This window comes from Pantoea sp. OVA07A (assembly GCF_019969975.1).
GTDB lineage: Bacteria > Pseudomonadota > Gammaproteobacteria > Enterobacterales > Enterobacteriaceae > Pantoea > Pantoea agglomerans.
Genome location: NZ_JAHXYM010000003.1, coordinates 20,749 through 43,870, shown reverse-complemented (window position 1 = coordinate 43,870; position 23,122 = coordinate 20,749). Strand labels below are relative to the sequence as shown.

Below are 23,122 nucleotides of genomic sequence, written 5' to 3'. Positions count from 1 at the left end.
ATGGGGGCATATGCCTGGAGCAAAGCATCACGGGCCAGGGATGGCCCGTGCTGAGCTGGCAGGGATGCCATCTTTTGCGTCTTTGCGGAAGGCATATGCCCCCTGAGCCAGTGCTCAGACTGCCAGCAAACTTAATCAAGCTGCTCCATATCAACAGTTCCGGCACCCTCCTGCCACAAACAACGCCCAGACTCTAAGCGATGTGGGCATTTGCACCCTGAGCTAACCCTCACCCTGCCATCGAGCGGCATTCAACTAACTTTAAAGGCTTGTGCCTTCAGTTAGCGGCACACTCAGAACGCGACATCCCCACGGCGCCAGCAGCAGCGATCCCCCCACAACCGAGCCATCGATCAAATCGCTGAGCCCAGCAGGCAACGACAGCTGCTGCACCTGACAGGTAAAATTCTGCACAAAAAGAAACGCCTGTTCGCCATCAGTGCGCCGCTGAACAACCACGCCCGGTGGCAGATCAATCGCCAGCGCGCGTGGCAACGCCAGCTGCTTAATCAACGCACCATAAAAATCCCGCTGGAAAGACAGATCATTACGCGATGCGATATACCAGGCTTTGCCCTGACCTACGCGATTCACCGTCACCGCCGGGGTACCGGCATAAAAATCGCTCTCATAGCTGGCCAGCGCCGTTGCGCCTTCCAGATGAATATGCTCGCAAAGCTCTCGCGCCTGATAAGGCCCGCTCAGACCCAGCTCATTGCCGCGCACCCCGCGTACGCCATTGAATTCCTCATCAGTCAGACTATCGATCTCTTCTGACCAGATGCCAAGCAACGGCCGCAACGGCCCCGGGAAGCCACCGGGATAACACAGATCGCTCTCATTCACGATGCCGCTCCAGTAGCTGGCAACGAAATGCCCGCCCCGCTCAAGATGCTGCTCCACCCGCGCCGCAAAACCCTCCCGCACCATATACAGCATCGGCGCAATCACCAGATCGTAACCACTGAGATCGCAGTCGCCGTTAATCACATCCACCGCCACGCCCTGCTCCCAGAAAGCACGATAGTGCTCGTTCACTGTGCGCTCATAATGCAGTCCGAGATTGCGCGGCCCCTGCGCATTATCCATCGCCCAGCGACTCTCCCAGTCGAAAATAATCGCCACCCGCGCCTCAACCCGGCTGCCCATCACCGGCGTCATCGCGGCCAGCATCCGGCCCAGCTCACTCACTTCACGACCGGTGCGCGTATCAAGATGACCCACATGATCGACTACTGCGCCATGAAACTTCTCGACCGAACCCCGGCTCTTGCGCCACTGAAAATATTGCACCGCGTCCGCACCATGGGCCACCGCCTGCAGTGACGACAGAATATGCATCCCAGGCTTCTTCAGCTTGCTGGTCGGCTGCCAGTTGGTGGCGCTCGGCGTCGACTCCATTAACACGAAAGGCTTGCCCTGCTTCAGAGTGCGCATCAAATCGTGGTACATCGCGGTATAACAGGCGAGCGTGGTCTCATCCTTCTCGTTATGCCACATCGGGTAGCTATCCCAGGAGATAAAATCGAGCACCGGTGCCAGCTTCCAGTAATCGTAGTCGTAGAAATATTCCATAAAATTGGTGGTCGCAGGCAGATCGGGGTTGGCCTGCTTCAGCGGTTTAATCTCCTCACGACAGAAGTCAGTAACCTGATCGGTCATAAACCGCCGCCAGTCCAGATTCAGACCGTGAATCGACATCTCACCCTGTGGCGCTGGCGACACAATCTGTGACCAGTCGCTGTAGGTATGACTCCAGAAATCACTCCACCAGGCGAGATTCAGGTTCTCCAGCGTCTCATATCGGCGCTGCAACCAGCTGCGAAACGCCTGCTGACAGCGATCACAATGACATTCTCCGCCATACTCATTGGAAATATGCCAGCCGAGCACCGCCGGATGATGCGCATAACGCGCCGCCAGCCGGCTGTTCATCGCCTGCACTTTCTGGCGATACACCGGCGAGGTCATGCAGTGGTTATGACGACCACCATGCAGAGCCGGCACGCGATCGCGCCCCACACGCAGCACCTCCGGATACGCCTGCGACATCCAGGCTGGCCTGGCCCCGCTTGGTGTAGCAAGAAACACAGAAATCCCCTGCAGCCAGAGCGTATCAATCACCTCATCCAGCCAGCCAAATTCATAGCGCCCCTCTTCCGGCTCCAGCTTCGCCCAGCTGAAAATACCTACCGACATAACGTTGCAGTTCGCCTGCTTCATCATCATTACATCTTCATCAATAATGCCCGGCTGGTGCGCCCACTGTTCCGGATTGTAGTCAGCACCATGAAGCAGCCGGTTAACCCGGGCGCTGAGCGGGGGAAATTTATTCATACCTGTTCCTCAGAGGTAGACATCAGCATTTGCGCTAATGGTTAATGAAAAACCTGCAGCGAAGGCAGCGCCTTGCCGTGACAGTCAAACAGCGCCTGGTTTTCGCGGGCGTTACCCTGTTTCCATTCGTCGTGGATATATTTCATGCCAGCGGGCGTCGCCCAGGTATTGCCGGGCGCAGGGATCCACGCCGGTTCCCAGTAGACGACACCCTTGCCGCGATGGTCCGGCACCGCCAGCACCGCTTTAATCAGGTCATGCAGATAGGCCGCCTGGCCTGCTACGCTGCCGGGATAGCCGCCCGCCTGCTCCTCTTTGGCCTGGAAACTATTCTCCGCACTATCGCAGTTTTCCAGCGTGTAGCCGTAGGCCGCTTCCACCACCATCACGTCTTTGTCATAGCGCCGGGAGATATCATCCATGTTGGCTTTCAGAGCGCTGATGGGGCCGTTCCAGTAGGTGTACATCGACAGGCCAATCACATCGAATGGCACATCACGCTTAACGATCTCGTCGAACCACCAGCGGAACATGTCGTTCTTTGTGCCCTCAGCCAGGTGCAGCATGATCTTCACCTGATGCGGGTCGCTGAGGTTCTCACGCACCCCGCTGATCCCGGCTTTCAGCAGACCGGCCAGCCGATCGAACTCACCGCCGTTCTGGCCCCAGCTTTTGCCTTCCGGCCAGAGCATGCCACCGTTGAGTTCATTGCCAATCTGCACGATATCCGGCATCACACCTTCCGCTTTGAAACGGGCGATGGTGTCGCGGGTGTAGTCATGAACCTGGGTTTCCAGCTGCGGAAAAGGCAGCGACTGCCAGGCTTTGGGCTTGAACTGCTTGCCTGGGTCTGTCCAGAAGTCGCTGTAGTGGATATCCAGCAGTAGCTTCAGGCCCGCCGCTTTAACGCGCTTCGCCAGCGCCAGCGTGGTCGTCAGATCGTTGCCGCCACCACCGTAGGTCTGACCGCTGCCGTCGCGTGGATCCACCCACAGCCGCAGCCGGATGGTGTTGATGCCGCTGGCTTTCAGGATGGCGATAGCATCCTGCTGCTGGTTATCTGCGTTGTAGAATTTCGCACCCTGCTTCTCCAGTTCAGCCAGCGATGAGATATCCGCACCTTTGATAAAATCGGCTGGCCACGGCCCGGCAGAGCCGATGACAGGCTGATCGGCGGCGAGCAGCGGTGTCGCCCAGGCCAGCGCCAGGGCGAGAATCAATGTTTTTGGCGTCATGATTTATCCTTTAGTACTGCCTGAGGCCAGGCCAGAAACGAAGTATTTCTGCAGGGCCAGATAGAACACCGCCACCGGCACGGCGATCAGCACGGCACCGGCGGCATAGGTGGTGTAACTGGCGCCCATTTTTTGCGACACCAGGTTATAGAGGCCAATCGGCAGCGTGAACTGCTCTGGCGTTCGCAGAATGGTGCTGGAGAGGATGAAATCACCCAGCGGGCCGGTGAAGGAGAACAACGCCACTACCGCCAGGATCGGCTTCGACAGCGGCATAATGATCTCAACAAAGATGCGGAAGTTGCCCGCACCGTCCATGCGCGCTGACTCATCCAGATCTTTGGGAATCGAGTCGAGATACCCCTTCATCAGCCAGGTGTTCATCGGGATCATCCCGCCAACGTAGATCAGCACCAGCGCCAGATGGCTGTTGATCAACCCCAGCAGCTGCGACAGCACGAAAATCGCGATCAGCGCCGAAAACTGCGGGATCATCTGTAACAACAGAAACAGCATTAGTCCGTTCTGCCGCCCCTTGAACCGAAAACGGGAAAAAGCGTAGGCGGTACAGCTGACGCTGATCAACGTCAGCACCATGGTCAGGAAACTGATTTTCATCGAATTCCAGTACCACGTCAGGTAAGGCACCGTGCCATTGAACAGGTCGCGGTAGTGCTGCAGCGACGCATTCTCCGGAATGATCGAACTGCTGAGCAGGCTGTTACCTGCATTCAGTGATGCTCCTACTGTCCAGACCAGCGGATAGATAATGATGGTCGAGACGGCCAGCACCACCAGCCAGGTCAGCGACAGGCGTATCCACCTTTCGCGTTTAATACTGCCGGACTTCGCCATAACTGCTTCCTTACGCCATCTCATCTTGTTTAAACGACCGGGTCGCGCGGAACTGCCACAGCGCCAGACCTACCACGAAAATCGACAGCAAAATGGTGATAGTGGCGGCGATAGCATATTGCGACGACGACATGGTGAGCTTGTAGATCCACGACACCAGGATATCGGTTCCTCCGGCATTGGACCCCGCCACCGCCGGACCGCCGTTGTTAAACAGATAGATGATGTTGAAATTATTAAAGTTGAAGGTGTATTGCGTGATGATGATCGGCGCAATGGCGTAGAGCACCAGCGGCAGCGTGATGGTTTTCAGCCGCGTCCAGGCGCTGGCACCGTCCATGATCGCCGCCTCATAGAGATCGTCAGGGATTGCCTGCAGGACGCCGGTAGTCATCGCAAACACAAACGGGAAACCGAGCCAGGTCTGCATCATAATCAGCGCGGTTTTGGTCCAGAACGGATCGGTCATCCACGCTTTAGGTGCAATGCCAAAGAAGTCGAGAATAGCGTTGTTGATCACCCCAAAGCTGTCGTTGAACATTCCGGCGAAGACCAGAATGGTGACGAAGCCCGGCACCGCCCACGGCAGGATAAAGATGGTGCGGATCAGCGGCTTAAAGCGCAGGTCCTTCTGATTGACCAGAATCGCCAGCATGACGCCCACGGTGCACTGCAGCGTGGTAGCGAGCAGTGTCCAGACCACCGTCCATTGCAGCACATCAAAGAAGGTGGAGCGCCAGATCGACAGAGTAAAAATGTTGATGAAGTTTTTGAACCCCACCCAGTCCACCAGCTTCGCCGGAGGCGTGTGATAGAGGTTGTAGTTGGTGAAGGCGATGGCGAAACCGAACAGAATCGGAAACACCACTACAAACACCAGCAGAATAAAGCCTGGCGAAATCATCAGATAGGGGAAGCCATCGCGCAGCAGTAACTGATACTGCTGGCGCACGCTGTTCAGCTTCTGGCCCTTGTCGCGCCTGACGCCATTGACCCAGGCGTCGCGCATTGACACTCCCCAGACCGCCACGCCGAAGGCGGCAATCAGTACGCTGATAATGCCCTCTGCCAGCAGAAAAATGGAGTTATCACGCGGCACCGATTCGCCCAGCGTATAGAGCCCCCAGAATCCCTCACGCAGAAAATCGTGGAAGACGCCGGTAAAACTGCTGAGCAAAATCAGAAAACAGAGCCCTTTAGCCCACTGGCGGTGGTAAAACTGGCCGAAGCCAGGCAGCAGTGCCAACAGCGCACCGGTGGTCGCATGACGACGCGGACGCTTAGCCGTCACCAGATTTTCATCGGAAGATATAGCCACACCCTGATCCTTATCCTGTACGGTTATCCCGTGAACCTGCATTACTGGTTGCTGGCCTGCATCGCTTCAATCTGCATGGTGATCTGTTTCACTGCATTTTCCAGTGCCGCTTTTGGCTCCTGCTTGCCGGATACGCTCAGCTCAAGGGCAGCATTGGCTGGCCCCCATACTTCCTGCATTTCCGGCACGCCTGGCATCGCTGACGCACGCGCCGCCTGCACCGCGACCGCGTTGGCCTTCTCATCATCTTTGATAATCGGATCGTTCATCAGCGCGGTGACCGGTGGGATCTCCTGGGTTTTCTGATAACGCTCTTTCACGTACTGCGGCTGGTTGATGAAGGTGAGGAACTTCTGCGCAAGCGCCTGATCTTTACTCCAGGTAGAGACCACATAGCCTTTGACGCCCAGGAAGGAGCTCATCGGCTTGCCATTAGGCAGCAGCGGCAGCGGTGCCACGCCATAGTTGATTCCGGCAGCCTGATAGGGCTGGAATGCCCACGGCCCATTGATCACCGCCGCCGCTTTTTTCTCGGTAAACAGCGAGTCGATGGCGTTGAGGCCGTTGTCGCCCATGATGCCGCCTGGCAGCAATCCTTCACTGAAGAAGCGCTTGAGATATGTCACCGCTTCAACGCTGCCCGGGGTGTTCAGACCGATATCCTGAGTGTTAATGGCGCCTTTGGCGTCTTTGCCAAAGATGTAAGAGCCCATCGGAGCCATCACACCCCAGCTGTAATAAATCTGGTCAAACTTAGCGAGCAGGCCATACTGCTTCGCCTCACGCTGCTTCTGAGAGAAGGCACGGTATTCCTCCAGCGTTTTCAGTGGCGACGGCAGCAGATCTTTGTTGTAGATCAGCACCAGCGTTTCCACTGCTTTGGGTACGCCGTAGACCACACTGTTCTGTGTGAAAGCCGCCATTGCTGAGGTGGTGTAAGCGCTCTGCTCTGCTGCATCTATTTTCAGCGGTGCCAGTAATCCCTGTACGACCGCGCTGCCGAGCTGGTCATTAGGGATCACCAGGACATCCGGGCCAATACCCGCCGGGCCATCAAGACGCAGCTTCTCAATCTGCTGTGCAAACGGCATCTCCTGAACTTTTACTTCAACGCCGAACTGTTTCTGAAAATCGGCGATCGCCGTTTTGATGCCGTCTGATTTTTTAATGTCTTCCCAGACGGTAAGTTGCTGAGCGGCCCAGGCGGATTGATTAAGCATCAATGCGGAAAGAAGTAGCGTAACGCTGATTTTGATTTTCATTACTGGCCTCGTGTGAAGGTATGACATTTTAAGCTGTCATTTGCTGATGTTCTTTTTTCAGGCACATGCTGAACAAGGAATTATTGAGCATATGAAGTGTGAATGACGTATCGCATTTGAGCCATACGCTACGCGGAATACGTACCGCGCTCCAGCCCGTTCGCATCAATGTGTGATCGCTATTACAGAAATCAAAATCAACGGTAGGGCGCACTCTGGCGGAACGATATAGTCAGCGCAGGCACCATCAGGGCTGATGTGTAAAAAGACAAACTGTTATACGTCATACATTTCAGCCGCCAAATCCCTTGCCATGAGGATCAGCATGTCCAGCATCAGATTGAGAAACGTCACCAAACGCTTTGGTAAAACAGAAACGCTGAAAAATATCGCGCTTGATATTGAGGCCGGTGAGTTTGCGGTCTTCGTCGGTCCGTCAGGCTGCGGTAAATCCACACTGCTGCGGCTGATCGCCGGGCTGGAAGAGATCAGTGACGGTGATATTTTGATTGGTGATGAGGTCATGAATGATGTCGCACCCTCGCACCGCGGAGTGGCAATGGTGTTTCAGTCTTATGCGCTTTACCCGCATATGACGGTGGCGGAAAATATCGGTTACGGACTGAAGGTGAACGGCGTGCCGAAAGCGCAGATTCAGCATCAGGTAGAGATGGTGGCGAAGACGCTACAGCTTGCGCATCTGCTGGATCGTAAACCAAAGCAGCTTTCCGGCGGTCAGCGTCAGCGTGTCGCCATTGGTCGCGCAATCGTGCGTAATCCCCGGGTGTTTATGTTTGATGAGCCCTTATCGAACCTGGATGCGGAACTGCGTGTCGATATGCGTCTGCACATCGCGAAGCTGCACCAGGAGCTGAAAACCACTATGGTCTATGTGACGCACGATCAGACGGAAGCAATGACGCTGGCCGATAAGATTGTGGTCATGAACTACGGCAAGGTTGAACAGGTGGGTTCACCGATGGCGCTCTATTACAACCCGATTAACCGCTTTGTCGCCGGTTTTATCGGCTCACCTAAGATGAACTTCCTGCCTGCGCGCGTGGAGCAGTGCGGCCCTGCTGGCCTTGTCGCCCTGATCAATGACGGCGAACATCGGCTGCAGCTCCCCTCGCCCATCGGCCAGTTGCAGCCTGGTGATGAGATCACGCTGGGTATCCGGCCGGAGCAGTTGCAGATCAACGGCGATGCGCCACTGAATATCAATTTCCACTGCGAAGTGGTTGAGCGACTTGGCAACAACACCTATCTGTTTGGTCAGAGCCACGGCCACGACGGCTTCAAGATGCTGCTGCCCGGCGATGTGCATTTCCGTCCTTATCAGACGCTGCGCCCCACCTTCCATCCGCACCACTGCATGGTGTTTAATGCTGAAGGTGCGCGTATCAGCGCGGATATAGCGATGCCGCAGGTTCGCGCAGCCTGAAGTAGATGTTTGCATAAAGTTAACGAGAGGCCGGAGACGGCCTTTTCTGTTTTCAGGCCTGGCATAACGCCTGAAGAAAGAGGTCAGGAAAGGGGTTTGCGGGCAAGCCGTGATGACGCGCAGACGCGTCAGCCTGAGCATTGTTCAGACAAGGCATTGCAGGTGAGTTCTGAGTAAACTCATGAACCCCACCGGCAACCCCTTATCCGGGTCGATCAGCTAACCGGGCTTATCGACTGAGGCCTTACTTACCGAGGATATTGTTTACTGCTTTCAGGTGGCCAGCCTTGTCTTTGTGGTTTGAAATCACCTGAATAACGGTGAATTTCTTGTTGGCGACCGCCAGCAGCGTCGCCTGTTGCACATCGTTGCCACCCATTTTGTCGGTGGCTTCAATATGATAGACCGGCAAACCGTTGGTATTTTCAGTTTTCTCACTGATCACCGTATAAGAAGGTGAAGCCTGCTTCTGCTTGTCTTTGATAGACTTCCCGCCTTCAAGAAAATCAGCGTCACTGCCACCGCGCGCAATCAATGGAATCTCTTCTTCGCCAATAATCAATACGCGTTTTTCCTGCTTGTTCACATACATGGTGCCTGGTCCGCCGCCCGGCACAGGCTGCTTTTCATAGCCCTGCAGTTTGAACGTCTGTTTGCCATCCAGCAAAGAGATCGTCTGAGTCTGCGTGTTTGCAGCTGGTGCTGTCTCAGCTGCTGATGCCATCAGAGAAGTACCGCCGATGGCAGTTGCCAGGCAGATCGCACCCATAATGTTTAATGATTTTCTTAATTTCACCATGAACTCCTTCGTATTGATGATATTTCCATTTCGCTGATACAGCATCAGTATGGCCTGTATCAGTGATGTGAGGTGTTATCGGGTCAGGTCGTAAATACAGATCCCTGAGCCGAGCAGAAACAGAATAATCGGCCAGTAGAGAACGGGAATAAAAAAGAAGTTGTGGGTTTTTTCAGGGGCCATCATTGGCTGGCTTTTCGTTGCTTGTGCAAGGGAGTCCAGCCATTTTTCCTGCCGAAGCACCCAGACAAAGGCCGCACAAAAAAGGGCAGAAACGATCAGCGTAGCCCCTGTCGCCCATAGATGGGAGACAAAGAAACCGTCGTAGTAATAAATATCTAACAGCCATTTACACAAGAGGTAGGCGGCAGAAATTAATACTGCGACGAAAAAACCCACTCCGCTCCATGCGATCATCTTTATATCCTTCTAAGGTGTGAGGAACGAGGAATATTTTTTTTGAAAATTAACATATTTTTATCATTGTGGCGATATTTTCTTTGGTGCTAATATCAATTACATCCAGCCCAGGAGATGTCCGGCCTGTGCAATTTTCACATTACTGATTCTGATGGATTTATTTTCAAATATTGTTGTTTAACCTGAATTCGGCACCCGTGCAGCTAATAGCGCACCCAGGGTGTAGCATGGCTATTTGTACCGTACCGATATTATTTTCGTGCAAATTAACACGGCTACCCTGTTTTTAAAATTCGTATGCGCTGTTCTGGCGGTCGATGAGCACCATTCATGCGGCTGTCATCCGTCTGAAACAGTGTCGGTCTCTGTAGTTTTCTGCGCAGGATATTGAGGCAACCATGAATCAACCTATTGAAAATCTTAATAAAGTAAACGCAACTAAAGAGTACAGTGCGAAATGGCAGACCCGCTTTGATTTTTTCGACCTTCATGGTGCTCCCAGTACACCAGGCTTCAGACAGGCATTGAAACAACTGCCTTTCAGGCAAAAATTAAAAGTGAACATGAATTTAATTGCCTTCCTTTTCGGCCCGATTTATCTGTTCGTACTCGGCCTGTGGAAGAAGAACATCATGCTGATTTTAATTATGATAGTTGTTTATACTATTTTGATCATCGCTTTAGCGATAGCGGGCATGGAATTTCCACGGTATCTTCAGATTGGCCTGGGCTATGGTTTTAATGCCCTGTACGGCATGAGCACCAATTACAGTTATTACCTGAAAGAGAAAAAAGGCGATAACGGCTGGAATCCCTTCAAAGGGATGCGCTGGTAATTTTTTCGCACCGCTCTGATGGTAAAATATAGGATTATGGTGTATCGGATGCAGACAGATGGCGGGGATTAGCCCTCGGTCAGGAGATCGGACAGAATAAGTGATGAGCACTAACTCAAATTAGTGCTGTCGTGGCAGAACCACCGGAAGCCGCCAGAAAAATAACCTGACGGAAAAGGAAAAAATCGCCGAAAATATCCGTCTATACCTTTTCAAAACGGGTTCAGGCTGGCTTATAATCGCTCTGCAATAATTATAATATCGTGAAGCTCGCATAAATATTTCCGCACCGTTTAACCGGGGCCAGGATATTCTTTTCGGAATTTCCTGATAGCAGCAGCTTCTCCCTTTCATAGACATGCAGGAAGTTATTATTTTGAATACATTAACGGAATTGAAAAAGGGTTATCTAAAGGTATTTTTCTGGCTGCTGTTCACACTGTTTCTCGTCCCTGTCATTACCCTGTTTTTTGCTGAATATGGCAACAAACAACTTGATCAGCAATACACGCAGTTCTTCATGGACGATGCGCGGGAACAACATCAGGATACGGACAAACTACAGGCGTTTCTGCAGCAGAACCCGCCTTCCAGTGTCTGCGGCCCGGTAGATGAAAATCTGCAGGATTACAAAAACGCCGTCTGCGAACCGCAATCCGAACTGTGGCAGTTCTACATGATGGATAAAGTGGCATTCTGGACACTGATCGGCAGCGGCGCTGTCCTGCTGATGGTACTGTTGTTCAGTGCGCTGGCCTTTAAAAGCCGCCAGGGACAGGTTATCAGTCTGGCGCTGGCCCGCAAGTTCCTGATGCTGGCCTGTTCGCTGGAAGTCATGGTACAGGGCGGCATGCTGGTATGGCTCTCATTCTGGGGCACCGCCTTCTTCACACAAACCTACTATCCAAAACTGGTGATGGCAGTAGGACTGCTGGTGCTGGCCGGCATGTATTACATGATTAAAGGCATCTTCAAAAAACTCCCACCGGAAGAGAGTATTGAAGGCGAAGTCGTGACCCGCGAAGCGGCACCGGCACTCTGGTCACAGATTGATATGCTGGCCGCCAGAGTGGGCACCACGCCACCCGATCATATTGTTGCGGGTATCGACACCAACTTCTACGTGACCGAAGCTCCGCTGAACGTGAATGGGAATCCGCTCACCGGCCGTAAGCTCTATGTCAGTATTCCGCTCCTGCGTCAGCTCACCGTTGCGCAGGCTGATGGCGTGATGGTCCATGAGCTGACCCACCTGCATGAAGGCGACACCGCCTCCGGCGCATTACTGGGACCGAAACTGCATCGGTTTGATCTCTATATGCAGCTGATGGGTCAGAATGTGGCCACGCTGATCGTCTTCTATCCGCTCTATCTTTATCGCATGCTTTTTGAACTGGCGTGGCAGCGTAACAGCCGTGAACGTGAGTTTGTCGCGGATCGCAATGCATCAACGCTGGTCTCCCCGGCCGCGATTATTGAATCACTGATCAAAGTATCTGCGTATGCCAGCTACCGGAATGAAGTTGAACGAAACTTCTTTAATAATCAGACGCTGCACGAAAATGAACTGGGGATCAGTAAAGCTATTGCTGCCGGTCTGCCTGAACATGTCGCCTCTCCGGACTTTATCAGCGTCATCCGTGAGCAGAATGTGCCGCACCCGTTTGATTCACACCCGCCGCTGGCGGAAAGGATGCGCAACGTAGGATATGAGATTAACGAAGCTGACTATGCAGCGATCGCCGCCGATTACCCGGCCCAGAGCTGGGTCGATCTGATGCCGGTTGCCAACGAGATTGAACAGCAGTTATGGCAGAAATATGAGCGCGACTTCTCTTCTGTGCATGAAGAGAGCCTGGCCTGGCGCTATCAGCCTGACGGTGAAATGGAAACCGCGCTGGTGCTGAAGCATTTCCCCAATGTTCCTTATACCCTGAAAGATGGCTCGCAGATCGTCATCACCTGGCAGGGCATCGTGTCGCCGAAAACCGGCGAAGTGCTGGAGTGGGATAACGTTAAAAACATCAACGTCATTCGTAGCTTCGGCCGGGATAAGCTCTACGTGCAACATGTGCAGCCAAATTCGCAGGGGAAAAAACGCAGTGAGATCCCTCTGCCGGGCCTGAAAAAGGAGATTGAAGCCTTTAAAAACACCCTCGGCTATTACTGGCATCGTCATCAGACAGTCAGGGCGTTGCTGAAAGAAGAAACGGCGGCAGCGACGCAAAGCGCATAACCCGTTTGTCATCGGCTCCCTCCTCGCAGCTGAAAAGGGAGCCAATGCGAACATTTATTTTCAATCTCTATTTCTGACCACATAAATAAAGGAACGATTGTGTTTAAAAGAGCAAGCAGGGCCATGATACCCGGGATGCTGGTGACTGCCCTTGTGCTGCCGCTGGCAGCATGTGACAACAGTGACAAAGCGGATGCAAAACCCGCCCCTCAGAGTCAACCCCAGGCTGTTGCGGAGGATAGCGCTGCGCAACTCACCACAAAATTAAACGCCTATGTGGGTTGCTTTAACACTACGGATGGATCGGTTCGCGATAGTGCCCTGCGCTATGTGAGCTGGATGGCAAATGCTGAAAAGGGGCCAACCGGCAAAGAGCGCAGCGTCAACGTACTGGGCGAGGTCACGCCTTATGAACTGGAGAGCTGCACTAAAGCCATCAACCAGGCATCGAAGGCTAAACCGACGTTACCGGCGCTGGATGCTGCAGCAACACAGTATCTGGCGGATTTAACGACATTGCAGCCACTGGTTTCGCAGGCTCATCTTTACTACAGTCAGGAAGATTACAAGGATGATGGCTTCGCGAAAGCCAAACAAATGCATCCGCCGCTCATGAAGGCGTTTAACAGCTTTATGAAATCCAGCGACCAGTTCGGTGCTGAAGTTGAAAAAGAGAACAATGAGGTCGTTGCTGCGCAACTCGTTGAAATTGAAAAGTCTGAGGGCCGTCATAGTCGCTACTACCGCCTGGCATTAGTCACACAGGCCAAACCGCTGGCGACCCTGTTTACCTCTTCCGCTCCCGACGTGACAGAGATGACAAAAGCGATTGATGCTTACAGTACGCTGCTGAGTGAGGCAGAAAAGGCAACGGCCAGCGAAGCAGGCAAGCCATTAACCTGGTCCATCTTCCAGGATAATGCCGGAACCTTCCTGAAAGACTGCAAGGATCGCATGCGTCGGATTCGCGATAAAACACCTTACAGCACGGGTGAGCAGAGTCTGCTGAAAGGAAGCGGTAATTCAGGCTGGATGGTATCGGGTTCACCGATGCGTGTTTTAAAATCCTATAACGAACTGGTTGAGGCCGGTAACCGCCTGTAAGCTGAATACCTGCCCCGCATGCCTCCGGGCAGGCTTCGTCAGTCGGGCTGCTGCGTGCAACCCGACTGACGCTGTCACCTGCCGCGAAAAAAAATAAAAATGTTCACGCGCCAGCATTTCGTTAAAACGTTATGCCAGGCTAGTGTGCTGGATGGATCTGAGATCCGCGGTAAAGCGCACTCCTGAGCAGGATGCGCGCTGTATCAGATTTTTTGACTGTAAAATTTTTGACTGAGAGGAGCGAGAGTGCAAGCAAAGGTCGGCGATATCTACAGCGTGTTTTCCCCGCAGTTGCAGCAGTACGTCGCCTGTCAGGTGACACACCTCCAGCAGCCTGCAAATGCCAGAGGCAAAGTCCTTGCAGCCATACTCCAGCTCGACTGGGCAGGTGATCATTTGCCTGACAGGGCGGAAGCCAGCCGTATGCAGCCTTTGCGCTGTAGCTACTATTTTGTCAAAGACAGCTTCGATCACGGTTATGTCTCCGCCAATGTCCCACCGGGACATGTATTAATTGCCAACCTGCCGCCGCTGGCAGATCAGGAAGTAAACGCCTACAAGTTCGGCTGGGACGTGGGAGAGAGTCTTGTCCGTCAGCGAAACTGGGAGAAGATCGACCCGGCCAGCCGTGCGCGGTTCAAGGCTGCTTCAGGCGCGCCCAACGTGGTTGTCGGCGGCCAGACACTTCGCCAGGACACCACCCGTATCAATGACCACCTCCTGCAAACCCTGACCGATCTCTCTGAACTGGATCGCCTGCCCTGCCTGATGACCATCGAAACCCGCCATGGCACCCCGGAACTGATGGCCTATATACAGCAGCATGACTTCATTAATGAGCTGCACTGGCAATCCGCTGTCGTCAGCGAAATCGATGTCGGGGAGACCCGTCTGTCGCGTTTTATTCTGCACCCTGAAGGCGTCAGCTGCGTGCGTCTGAATCCTGATCTCTCCCTGCTGTCACTCACCGCAACGCCTTCTTCAGGCTTTCAGGTAGAGGCGGATCAGGAAGGGCGCAACCTGTGCCTGCAATGCTCTCAGGCTTTGCCTGTGCTGCAGGGTATTGACCGGCTCAGGGCATTGTCACTGACAGGCGTTAAAGAGATTGACCTGGCGTCAGTCGTTGAGCGCTTTACCTGCTTAACTGAGCTGCGCATCTGGGGAAATCCCGGCGTAGCCAGCAATATGCATCGTATTGCCGCACTGCCACAGTTGCAGATGCTGACCTTCTTCAACCTGTTTGGCTTCAGCGCGGCTGACTTTCCCTCACCAGAAGCGTTGCCCAATCTCTCATGCCTGTGGATGACCAGCGTCCCGCTTGACTTGGTCAGCTCTGTCAGAGCCGCTTATAAAAAGGCGACAACTCAGGGGTTGGATCTCTCGCTGAGTAAAGCACGCAAGCCGGAATGGCTGGCTGAGAATCTGCACAATCCGTTCCGGGACTGGGATGGACGCGAACATATTTCGGCCACTTATGCCAAAAAAGCATCGCTGGCTTACAAAAACCTGCGGGCTGCCACGAACAACATCGATAGCAGCATGGATGTGGCGAGCCTGTTAACCGCCGCCGTAACCGCCTATACCGAAGCCTTTAATCTCATCGACCGGCGTTCAAAAGCGATTGAGACGGTCGAGCGTGAGGAGATCTACAGTGTGCTGTGCGATGTTCTGAACCCGCTGGAGCAGAAACTGGGCGAGCAAGGCGCCACGCTTGTGGATCAGCCGCGGTTGTATCAGCTGTTCGACCAGTTACGCGAATTCTGAGCCATCCCGATGATTCAGGCGTGTTCCGCCACGTCAGAAAACCGTTATTCGTCCCGATCACCTTATGCGGCAAAGCGTTAAGACGTGAGTTGAGAAAGGATCGCGGGCGGGAGAGTCTGCAGACCTCTCTTTCCCGGCCAGCCATTCTGCTGTTTCTGATCGGGTAACGGCAAATAACGTCAGCTGTGCAGTGGGATTATCCGGAGATATTACCCTGCCCTTTACGCAGTCCGTTCAGGAGTGCCTGCGTCGCGCCAGAAGCTTTTCCGGAAGGCGAACAGACCAGCCCGAATTCACGGTGCAGAGGCGGGATGACAGGCATCACTGACAGGCCGCGCCGTACCGCTGGCAGGGCTGATTCCGGCACCAGCGCGACTCCCATGCCTTCACGCACCAGCATGCAGGCGCTGATCCAGTCGCGGACTTTTACCCGCACGTCAGAGAGGTGGCATCCTGACTGTTCCATCAGGCTTTTGCCATTAACGACGCATCCGCCTGTTGCAAGCACAAAGGGCTGGTCTGCCAGTTCCTGCAGGGTTATACCGTTCGCGCCTGACTGACCGATGTGCGGAGCGCTGGCTGGCATGACGGCGACCCATGCGTCTTTTCCCAGTATCACCTCAGCACGTCCGGGTGTGGGGTTCATTACCACCCCCAGTTCAACGGTGTCTGCTGCAAGCCACTCCTCAACTTCTTCATCCGTCCCTTCCAGCACCACCACCTCCATGCCCGGATGCAGACGCCTGAAGTTACGCAACAGCCCAGGCAGGAGTGTGGACGTCACAGAGGGAAAGCTGGCAAGCCGAATGCGTCCGCCCTTTAAACCCCGGCTCTCATCAGCCAGCACGCGGATCGCGCTGAGCTGCGACAGCATAATTCTGGCATGTTCAATGACCTGCTCTCCCAGCGCGGTAACACCGATGTGCCGGCGCTCACGCACGAATACCGGGAACCCGAGTGATGACTCTAACTGGGCGATAGCCTGGCTGGCACCGGACTGTGTCATACCTGTCGTTTCAGCAGCACGCGAAATATTGCTGGCATCGGCCACCGCCACCAGCAAGCGCCAGTGCAGAAGACTCATCATGGTTATCAGTAGCTCAGCTAATAGTTAATTTTTGAAGCATTAATTTTACAGAATTCTCTGCGTTAAGCACAGTCTGTTCCGTAACGACAAAGAGAATCTCACATCGCTTTCAATGTTAACGGAGAAGACATGAAACTTTATTACGCCCCGGATACCTGTTCGCTGTCACCCCATATCGTGCTGCGTGAACTCGCACTGGGGTTTGAGTTGGTTAAAGTGGATAACAGGAGCAAGCTCACCTCTGACGGACGCGACTTTCGCCTTATCAACCCCAAGGGCTATGTTGCTGCACTGGAACTGGACGACGGGCAGATACTGACTGAAGGGCCGGCGATTGTGCAGTACCTCGCCGACCTGAGGCCGGAAACCGGGCTGGCACCGCCAGCAGGCAGCTGGGCGCGTGTTCGACTGCAGGAGTGGCTGAACTTCATTACCAGTGAAATCCACGCGGGTTCCGCTCTGTTATTTAACCAGGCACTGCCCGACGCTGTCCTGTCACTGTTTCGTGAAAAGCTCTTCCGGCGGTTCGACTTTCTGCAGGATACGCTCGCCGAAAAAGCGTTTCTGATGGGGCCGTCATTCAGCATTGCTGACGCCTACCTTTTCACCGTACTGGGCTGGTGTAAGTTCTTCAGCATTGAACTGGATCGCTGGCCTGCGCTGGTGGCATACAGAGCAAATATCAGTGTGCGCCCTGCTGTGCAGGCGGCATTATGGGCAGAGGCGACGCAGTAAGCGCGGACAGATTGGTGGCCTGACGCCAGAGTATGAATAACCGATCCTTGATCTGCTGCTGGCGCCTTGCGTAACGGTAGTCTGGAGCCAGAAGCGGACTGAAATTTATCGTTTCACCGGGAACGGGTTAGTATCTCCAGACTGACCTTTTAGCGGGGAGTCGGCTTTATGATTAACAATACCAGGGCGGAAACCTCTGTCATCAGGCATGCCGACAGGAATTTTGACGTCACGTTATTGAAGGTGAATGAGGCCAGCCAGTGTATCCTTTTTGCAGCAGGTGCTGGCGGAAGTCCATTGCGTCATCTTGAGCTTCTGCAGACCTTTAGCCGCAATGGTATTTCAGTTGTAGCGCCCCATTTCGAACGGTTAACCTCTTCCACGCCCTCAAAGGCTGACTTACTGGAACGCAGCCAAAGGCTGGCCCTCGCCCGCGATGCGTTTTGTCAACATTATGCCTCGATTACCGGCGTCGGGCACTCACTCGGCACCGTGATTCTGTTGATGCACGCCGGGGCGACGGCGTGGACTCGCACCAGAGAGAAGGTGACATATGCAGGCAGACAGGATTTGAATCAACTGGTGCTGTTAGCGCCACCTGCAGATTTTTTCAGAGCACCCTCGGCCCTCGCCTCCGTGAAAGTGCCGGTCAGGATCTGGACTGGCGAGCAGGACACCCTGACACCGCCATCGCAAGCGCTGTTCATCAAAGAAGAATTAGATATTCGAACTGAGACAAAACTTTGCGTGGTTAAAGATGCCGGGCATTTCACCTTCATGAACATCCTGCCGCCGCATATCACTGACACCCACCCATCACGCGACGCCTTTCTTATCAATCTGGGAGAAGAGATTGCCCGTTTTGTCACTGGCTTGTTGGCTCAGCCAGATAATGAATCACAACTTAATTAAACCGATCCCTCTTTTTCAATCACCAGCACGCGGGCGACGCCCTGTGGACGCGCAATATGTTCTGTCCCTTCACTGGCATAAAAAATATCACCGGTTTTGAGTACCCGGCTTTTAACTTCGCCCTGCTCTTTATATTGCATTTCAACACACCCATCCATGACAGCAAAAACCTCCTGACCATCGTTGATGTGCCACTTATAAGGCTGATCGGTCCAGTGAAGTTTCACGCTGACATTATCGAAGCTGGCAATATGCTGTGAGTCCCAGGCCTTCGAGCCGGTAAATTCCTTACTGCAATAAAAATTCATTTTAGCTCTCTCAACAGAAGTGATTTAACGCCATCGACATCATCAATATCAGAGAGAGTTGATCGATTCTATACGTCAGGCATCTGTTGTCCTGATCTGTCCTCTGGTTGTCCGTTTAGGGGCAGAGCGGGGGTTGTGACAATCAGTATGACCTGCCCTCTTTTACTGACTTAGCCAGACAGGCGCGACATGCTGATAAAGCGTAACGCGGCCGATGCGCTGGCGATCTCAATTGCATGAGTTTCGCTTTGGGTCGGTTTTCGCTGTCATGCGAATGGCCTCTGTATAAGTGTGAGAGCCACGATCATTTGAAATAAATCCTGATAGTTCATCCTCTAACGTGTTATCCGAAGCAACATATTTTCAACTGTAACGACGGTTTACACCTGTAAATAATGGGGTATTATCGGCGATATTATGTACAGGGAGAAGATAAATGGATGTAGCATTGATCGAAATGATGCGCTCAGGCAGAAGTAAAAACTGGGCTGAAACAATGATTAACCTTGAGGCCAGAAAGCTGATTAATACAGCTAATCATGTGTCCTCAGTCCATCTTTCGAATGGCATGACTCAGGTGAAGTTTGTTCAGGAGATCAGAGATCTGGTTGAGCAGCAGTTTGCGTCTGCCCGACGTGCAAAATCAGAAGAAGAATGCATAGCCTGTATTAAAAATCTGAGGGAAGAAACGGAAAACCTTCAGAAGCAGGACAGAATGCTGCGCATGAAAACGGCGAAACTCTATGCCAAAGTGGAGTTCGTCAGGGAAAATAATAAAATTGTCGGGTATGTCATTTCGGCTGTAAATGTAGTTTTGTCGGGGGCTGAAATAGCTGCTGGCCTGACCCTTATAGGAACTATGACACCATTGGGCGTTCTGGCCGGTGCAGTTTTAGTTACTGATGGTGCGAACGGCATAAGCAAAGAAATTGCGCACTATGTAATGGATAACAAACAGTCTGAAGGATTGGTTGCTGATGCCGCTATGTCCACTGCTGCATTCATGGGGTTCAGCCCTGATAGCGGGCTGGGAATCTATAAATCAATCTCGCTTGTTGCAAATGCCTATAGCGTATTCGGTCTGTTCAGACGCCCTGGAACCTGGCGTCTGTTCAGATATTTGCCCGCGGATTATTTCAGGAAAGTCAGCACTATGAGCCGTCCAAAACTCACAATGAATATAGTCGGTTATGGTGTTAAAGCTAAGGTCATATTTGACCTTATGTATGTCACTGATGCTGCTCTGAATGAGCCGTGATTCTGCGATAGCGCCATGACTTGTATGCAAGCTTTGCTGGGGCTAAATACCATATAAAAGGCAATACAATCGCAAGTGTGGCCGCCAGCGTGATGCTGGTATCTACGGATGCCAGCATCAGCGTAAGAGCAAGTATGATAAAGGCAATAATAGTAATCCACTTCGAGGCGTTAAAGCGGTTAGCAAGATCATGGATCATGGAATCCAGTGAGCCACCATAATTAGCCATATTGTTTTTCAGTTTTAGTAGATCTGCATGACTAAAGCCGGATTCCAGTAGTGCTTTTTCACTCACTTTCATAGATTTTCATCCTTAAAAATTACCTGAATAGCTTAAGCAAGTTTACCTGAAAACGGCACTAAAAAACCCGTGAAGCGCAGGCTTTCTGTCGCGTGATACGTGTAAACGTCCATTATCCACAGAGCGGGTGGTTAGCTGGGATCAGCATGATGTACCAGTGCGCTTTTCCTGATCTATCAGATAGTGCCCCTTGTGGATGTAATCCTGACCGCGAAACAGCTGCGGCTAATCGGGATTTCCAGATACTGTTGGCATTTACTGAGGGATTGCCAACTCATCAGCCAGCCCTGACCCGTCATCCTGACCATGAATAACCATGTAATACAATCGTTTAAATCTGGTCGCTAACTGGTCATCAGTGGCCACTGTACGGGTAGACTGCGTTCGCCATCTCCTGTGAACTGGACGAATCGACGCAACGCTATCCTTAAAGATGTGCGAGACGTTGAACATATGGTGATATGTTTGCGGTCAGCAAAGGGGATATGCCTGATAAGTTATGGGCAGTAATAACAACTCACTTCTCAAATCCTTATTATCCCTTAAAAATTAATCGAATAGCCTAAAATACCAGACAGAAATACTATTAATGACGAATCGCCTCTGTTCATACCAATGCCAAAGGTCTGTAATGAAATCGATAAATCTGGAAAGCTTGTATCGCTCTGCCAACGAGAACACCCTCTCCATCTGGTCGGAAAATGCAGGAATTGGGGCTGTTAAAGAGGGGAATTACTACGATCCTGTAAGGCTGGCTCTTGCAGCGGGCATTCAGCCGCCGGTGACCTTTGATGTCTCACGTCTTATTTGTGAATTACAGCAGCTCACAAAGGATGATCCCCTTGCCGATATTCTGCCCACACAGGGTTTCCATTTTACCTGCCTGCCCCTGACTCTGCCGCTCTATAACGAAAACGAGCCATTGCCCGAAAAAATCGATGAATTGACGAATATCTGGAGCGAATTTGATGCGATAAAAATTGTTATCAGAGATCTGCGGTTAGTTGCATTGCCCAGTCAGTTATTGCTTGCGGGGATCCCTGATAGTTCGGCAATAGCCATGCGCCACTCATTCTGCGAAAAAGTTCTGGATTCGCACTGGAAAAATGAGTTGCTGATGCGTCATACCGGCAGCCCATTACCGGCACCCTTCTGGCACAGCACGATTCTGCGCTACGGCGCTGATTTTTTACCTGCACCCGTGCGTGAGTTTATTTTTGAACGTCAGACCATTAATTTTGGGGATGTAGATGGAGAATTAAAACTGGCGAGGGTTAACTACAACTGGACAAAATGTTATTCGTTGGCGGATTAATTAAGACGAAGAAATTACATGATAAATAAGATACTGCCTGCCCTCGCGTAAACGTTTCAGAAGTGGGTAATACGCCCCTTTTTTCGCTCATAACAGTCATTAACCCGCACACATTCCGCTCTATACCTGACAACCCCCTCCGGCTGAAAAAACAGGGCCTGCGCGCAACACTTTCTGCCTATTACAACCCTGATGTCGTTAGCTCTAGGGTGTCTCATTCACATCATGTCACTTTTTACACGAGTAAAAACCTCAGGAAATTTAAAAAACCGCCGCGAGCTGCCGATAACCTCAGGTATCGAAACTCTGTACGCAGGAAACAACATCCATGTCACCATCCGACACCCATAGTAAGCATCAGGAAATTGGCGAAATTACGGCGCGTGCTGGCTTCATCCTGCGGCAGCTTCGCGACAGTCTGCAACAGCTGGGGCTTGATAAAACCATCGCCGATGTGGCGGGAAGCATCCCTAACGCCCGTGAAAGGCTGGGTTATGTCGTCACAATGACCCGCGAAGCAGCAGAGGGCGTAATCAACAGCGTGGAAATCACGCAGCCTCTGCAAACCGATCTGGGAGAAAAAGCGGATAAACTCTCGCAACGCTGGGATGCCACTTCCGGTACGCTGTCAGACAAAGAACAGACCCAGGCATTAGCGGCAGATACTGTTGCCTTGCTGAATGATGTCCCCCGCGTCACGGGTCTGACGCAACAGCAGTTACACGCGATTATGATGTCACAGGGCTTCCAGGACCTCACAGGACAGATTGTGCAGGCTATGATGGCCGTGCTGAATCAGGCTGAGCAGCAGCTGATACAGGTCATCCGCGATAATACCGGCTCACACAGCACCGCCGAGCGCACTGCGCCGTCTAAACCTTCCTCCGCACCAGAGACTCCTGCCAGTCAGGATGATGTGGACGACCTGCTGGCCAGTCTGGGAATGTAAACCGACGTAATAAAATCGCTCTGAGAAAGGACGATTAATGATTAAAGCGTTTTCGCCAGGCCACCCAATCGGTCTTGCTGACAGCAAAGATGTTATTTTGGCTAAACGTCCGCCTTATGCCATTGGCAGACGTTTATGAAAATGGCAGTGGATTACGCGCTGCGATGTTTCTCCAGTTTGATATCGGTATCGTTAATCTCTTTTTTATTACCCCAGCCGAACTGCATGTAAAATTTCGCCGCGCGACTATTTTTATCGGTTTCCAGCCACGCAACCTCATGATGTTTAAATAATTCCTGCTCGGCGAGAAAAATCAGCCTTCTACCTATACCTCTGCCTTCATATTCCGGGAGAACAAAGGCCGCAAAAAGACAGCCTTCATCCGGCAAAATCATTGAAAAGCCGACTATTTTGTCGCTTTCAGCCGCCACCCAGGCGCAAAGACTCTTTTCAATCATATCGGCCACGACGCTTTCGGTGATCCCCAACTGACGCATTTCTTCACGACTCAAATAATTCTCGCGTACTGAGGTCCTGACTTCGAAAATACTATCAACATCAGAAGCCCGGGCTGTTCTTGTATTTATATTCATTAGTCCTACTCCTTGTATGACAAAAATATTTTTTGATGATGATGCCTGACACTC

General features: G+C 52.4%; 21 protein-coding genes. 10 read left to right on the top strand and 11 right to left on the bottom strand.

Translation table 11 applies throughout. The annotated features are described in order from the left end of the window. Nucleotides 1-261: 261 nt before the first annotated feature. From LC417_RS11335 to LC417_RS11315, 5 genes are read right to left on the bottom strand one after another with little or no spacing between them, the layout of a single operon-like run. Nucleotides 262-2,337, bottom strand: coding sequence for a beta-galactosidase (locus tag LC417_RS11335; protein ID WP_223565850.1), 2,076 nt, complete (start codon nucleotides 2,335-2,337; stop codon nucleotides 262-264). Nucleotides 2,338-2,378: 41 nt separating this feature from the next. Then, a complete protein-coding gene (locus LC417_RS11330; protein ID WP_033786805.1) occupies nucleotides 2,379-3,572 on the bottom strand; it encodes a glycosyl hydrolase 53 family protein in 1,194 nt (397 codons plus the stop codon). A 3-nt stretch (nucleotides 3,573-3,575) separates the two neighbouring features. Next, entirely contained in the window at nucleotides 3,576-4,427 is an 852-nt protein-coding gene (locus LC417_RS11325; protein WP_033761003.1) for a sugar ABC transporter permease, read from the bottom strand. Nucleotides 4,428-4,437: 10 nt separating this feature from the next. Then, nucleotides 4,438-5,745 (bottom strand): carbohydrate ABC transporter permease, encoded by a 1,308-nt coding sequence (locus LC417_RS11320; protein WP_029519279.1) that lies wholly within the window; start codon nucleotides 5,743-5,745, stop codon nucleotides 4,438-4,440. 41 nt (nucleotides 5,746-5,786) lie between these two features. Next, entirely contained in the window at nucleotides 5,787-7,007 is a 1,221-nt protein-coding gene (locus LC417_RS11315; protein WP_223565849.1) for an extracellular solute-binding protein, read from the bottom strand. A 256-nt stretch (nucleotides 7,008-7,263) separates the two neighbouring features. On the opposite strand from LC417_RS11315, the gene LC417_RS11310 reads away from it, so the two are divergent. After that, nucleotides 7,264-8,451: an ABC transporter ATP-binding protein gene (locus tag LC417_RS11310; protein WP_374197797.1), complete on the top strand. Its 1,188-nt coding sequence runs from the start codon at nucleotides 7,264-7,266 to the stop codon at nucleotides 8,449-8,451. A 244-nt stretch (nucleotides 8,452-8,695) separates the two neighbouring features. On the opposite strand, the gene LC417_RS11305 is transcribed toward LC417_RS11310, so the two are convergent. Together LC417_RS11305 and LC417_RS11300 are read right to left on the bottom strand one after the other, a co-directional pair. Then, nucleotides 8,696-9,295 (bottom strand): hypothetical protein, encoded by a 600-nt coding sequence (locus tag LC417_RS11305; RefSeq protein ID WP_033760995.1) that lies wholly within the window; start codon nucleotides 9,293-9,295, stop codon nucleotides 8,696-8,698. Between the two features lie 30 nt (nucleotides 9,296-9,325). After that, nucleotides 9,326-9,667 (bottom strand): hypothetical protein, encoded by a 342-nt coding sequence (locus tag LC417_RS11300; protein WP_010670649.1) that lies wholly within the window; start codon nucleotides 9,665-9,667, stop codon nucleotides 9,326-9,328. 401 nt (nucleotides 9,668-10,068) lie between these two features. Here LC417_RS11300 and LC417_RS11295 point away from each other — a divergent pair, with 401 nt between their 5' ends. From LC417_RS11295 to LC417_RS11280, 4 genes are all read left to right on the top strand, one after another. Then, nucleotides 10,069-10,506 (top strand): DUF2628 domain-containing protein, encoded by a 438-nt coding sequence (locus LC417_RS11295; protein WP_223565848.1) that lies wholly within the window; start codon nucleotides 10,069-10,071, stop codon nucleotides 10,504-10,506. 358 nt (nucleotides 10,507-10,864) lie between these two features. Further along, nucleotides 10,865-12,742 carry a M48 family metallopeptidase gene (locus LC417_RS11290; RefSeq protein WP_187500406.1) on the top strand — a complete coding sequence of 626 codons (1,878 nt, stop codon included), beginning with the start codon at nucleotides 10,865-10,867 and terminating at the stop codon, nucleotides 12,740-12,742. A 135-nt stretch (nucleotides 12,743-12,877) separates the two neighbouring features. Continuing rightward, on the top strand, nucleotides 12,878-13,846 hold the full coding sequence (locus LC417_RS11285) for a YiiG family protein (protein WP_010259787.1): 969 nt from the start codon (nucleotides 12,878-12,880) through the stop codon (nucleotides 13,844-13,846). Nucleotides 13,847-14,092: 246 nt separating this feature from the next. Further along, entirely contained in the window at nucleotides 14,093-15,610 is a 1,518-nt protein-coding gene (locus LC417_RS11280; RefSeq protein ID WP_033760983.1) for a hypothetical protein, read from the top strand. 196 nt (nucleotides 15,611-15,806) lie between these two features. Here LC417_RS11280 and LC417_RS11275 read toward each other — a convergent pair whose 3' ends face one another. After that, complete coding sequence (locus LC417_RS11275) at nucleotides 15,807-16,697, bottom strand: LysR family transcriptional regulator (protein WP_223565847.1); 891 nt, start codon at nucleotides 16,695-16,697, stop codon at nucleotides 15,807-15,809. Between the two features lie 129 nt (nucleotides 16,698-16,826). On the opposite strand from LC417_RS11275, the gene gstA reads away from it, so the two are divergent. Further along, entirely contained in the window at nucleotides 16,827-17,432 is a 606-nt protein-coding gene (gstA, locus tag LC417_RS11270; RefSeq protein ID WP_223565846.1) for a glutathione transferase GstA, read from the top strand. A 168-nt stretch (nucleotides 17,433-17,600) separates the two neighbouring features. Then, the gene (locus LC417_RS11265; protein ID WP_223565845.1) at nucleotides 17,601-18,344 is read left to right on the top strand and encodes an alpha/beta fold hydrolase; all 744 of its coding nucleotides are present in this window, start codon (nucleotides 17,601-17,603) and stop codon (nucleotides 18,342-18,344) included. On the opposite strand, the gene LC417_RS11260 is transcribed toward LC417_RS11265, so the two are convergent. Then, nucleotides 18,341-18,652 (bottom strand): cupin, encoded by a 312-nt coding sequence (locus tag LC417_RS11260; protein WP_031594071.1) that lies wholly within the window; start codon nucleotides 18,650-18,652, stop codon nucleotides 18,341-18,343. The two genes, LC417_RS11265 and LC417_RS11260, sit on opposite strands and share 4 nt — an antisense overlap. Before the next feature lie 436 nt (nucleotides 18,653-19,088). On the opposite strand from LC417_RS11260, the gene LC417_RS11255 reads away from it, so the two are divergent. Then, nucleotides 19,089-19,910 (top strand): DUF4225 domain-containing protein, encoded by an 822-nt coding sequence (locus LC417_RS11255; RefSeq protein ID WP_045139932.1) that lies wholly within the window; start codon nucleotides 19,089-19,091, stop codon nucleotides 19,908-19,910. On the opposite strand, the gene LC417_RS11250 is transcribed toward LC417_RS11255, so the two are convergent. Further along, entirely contained in the window at nucleotides 19,882-20,211 is a 330-nt protein-coding gene (locus LC417_RS11250) for a hypothetical protein (protein WP_022624631.1), read from the bottom strand. The genes LC417_RS11255 and LC417_RS11250 overlap by 29 nt on opposite strands. 631 nt (nucleotides 20,212-20,842) lie before the next feature. Here LC417_RS11250 and LC417_RS11245 point away from each other — a divergent pair. Then, nucleotides 20,843-21,526: a hypothetical protein gene (locus tag LC417_RS11245; protein ID WP_223565844.1), complete on the top strand. Its 684-nt coding sequence runs from the start codon at nucleotides 20,843-20,845 to the stop codon at nucleotides 21,524-21,526. A gap of 328 nt (nucleotides 21,527-21,854) precedes the next feature. Beyond that, nucleotides 21,855-22,475 carry a protein phosphatase CheZ gene (locus LC417_RS11240; RefSeq protein ID WP_143789671.1) on the top strand — a complete coding sequence of 207 codons (621 nt, stop codon included), beginning with the start codon at nucleotides 21,855-21,857 and terminating at the stop codon, nucleotides 22,473-22,475. A gap of 152 nt (nucleotides 22,476-22,627) precedes the next feature. Here the strand turns inward: LC417_RS11240 and LC417_RS11235 are convergent, their stop codons facing one another. Next, nucleotides 22,628-23,068 (bottom strand): GNAT family N-acetyltransferase, encoded by a 441-nt coding sequence (locus LC417_RS11235; RefSeq protein WP_223565843.1) that lies wholly within the window; start codon nucleotides 23,066-23,068, stop codon nucleotides 22,628-22,630. Between the last annotated feature and the right edge of the window lie 54 nt (nucleotides 23,069-23,122).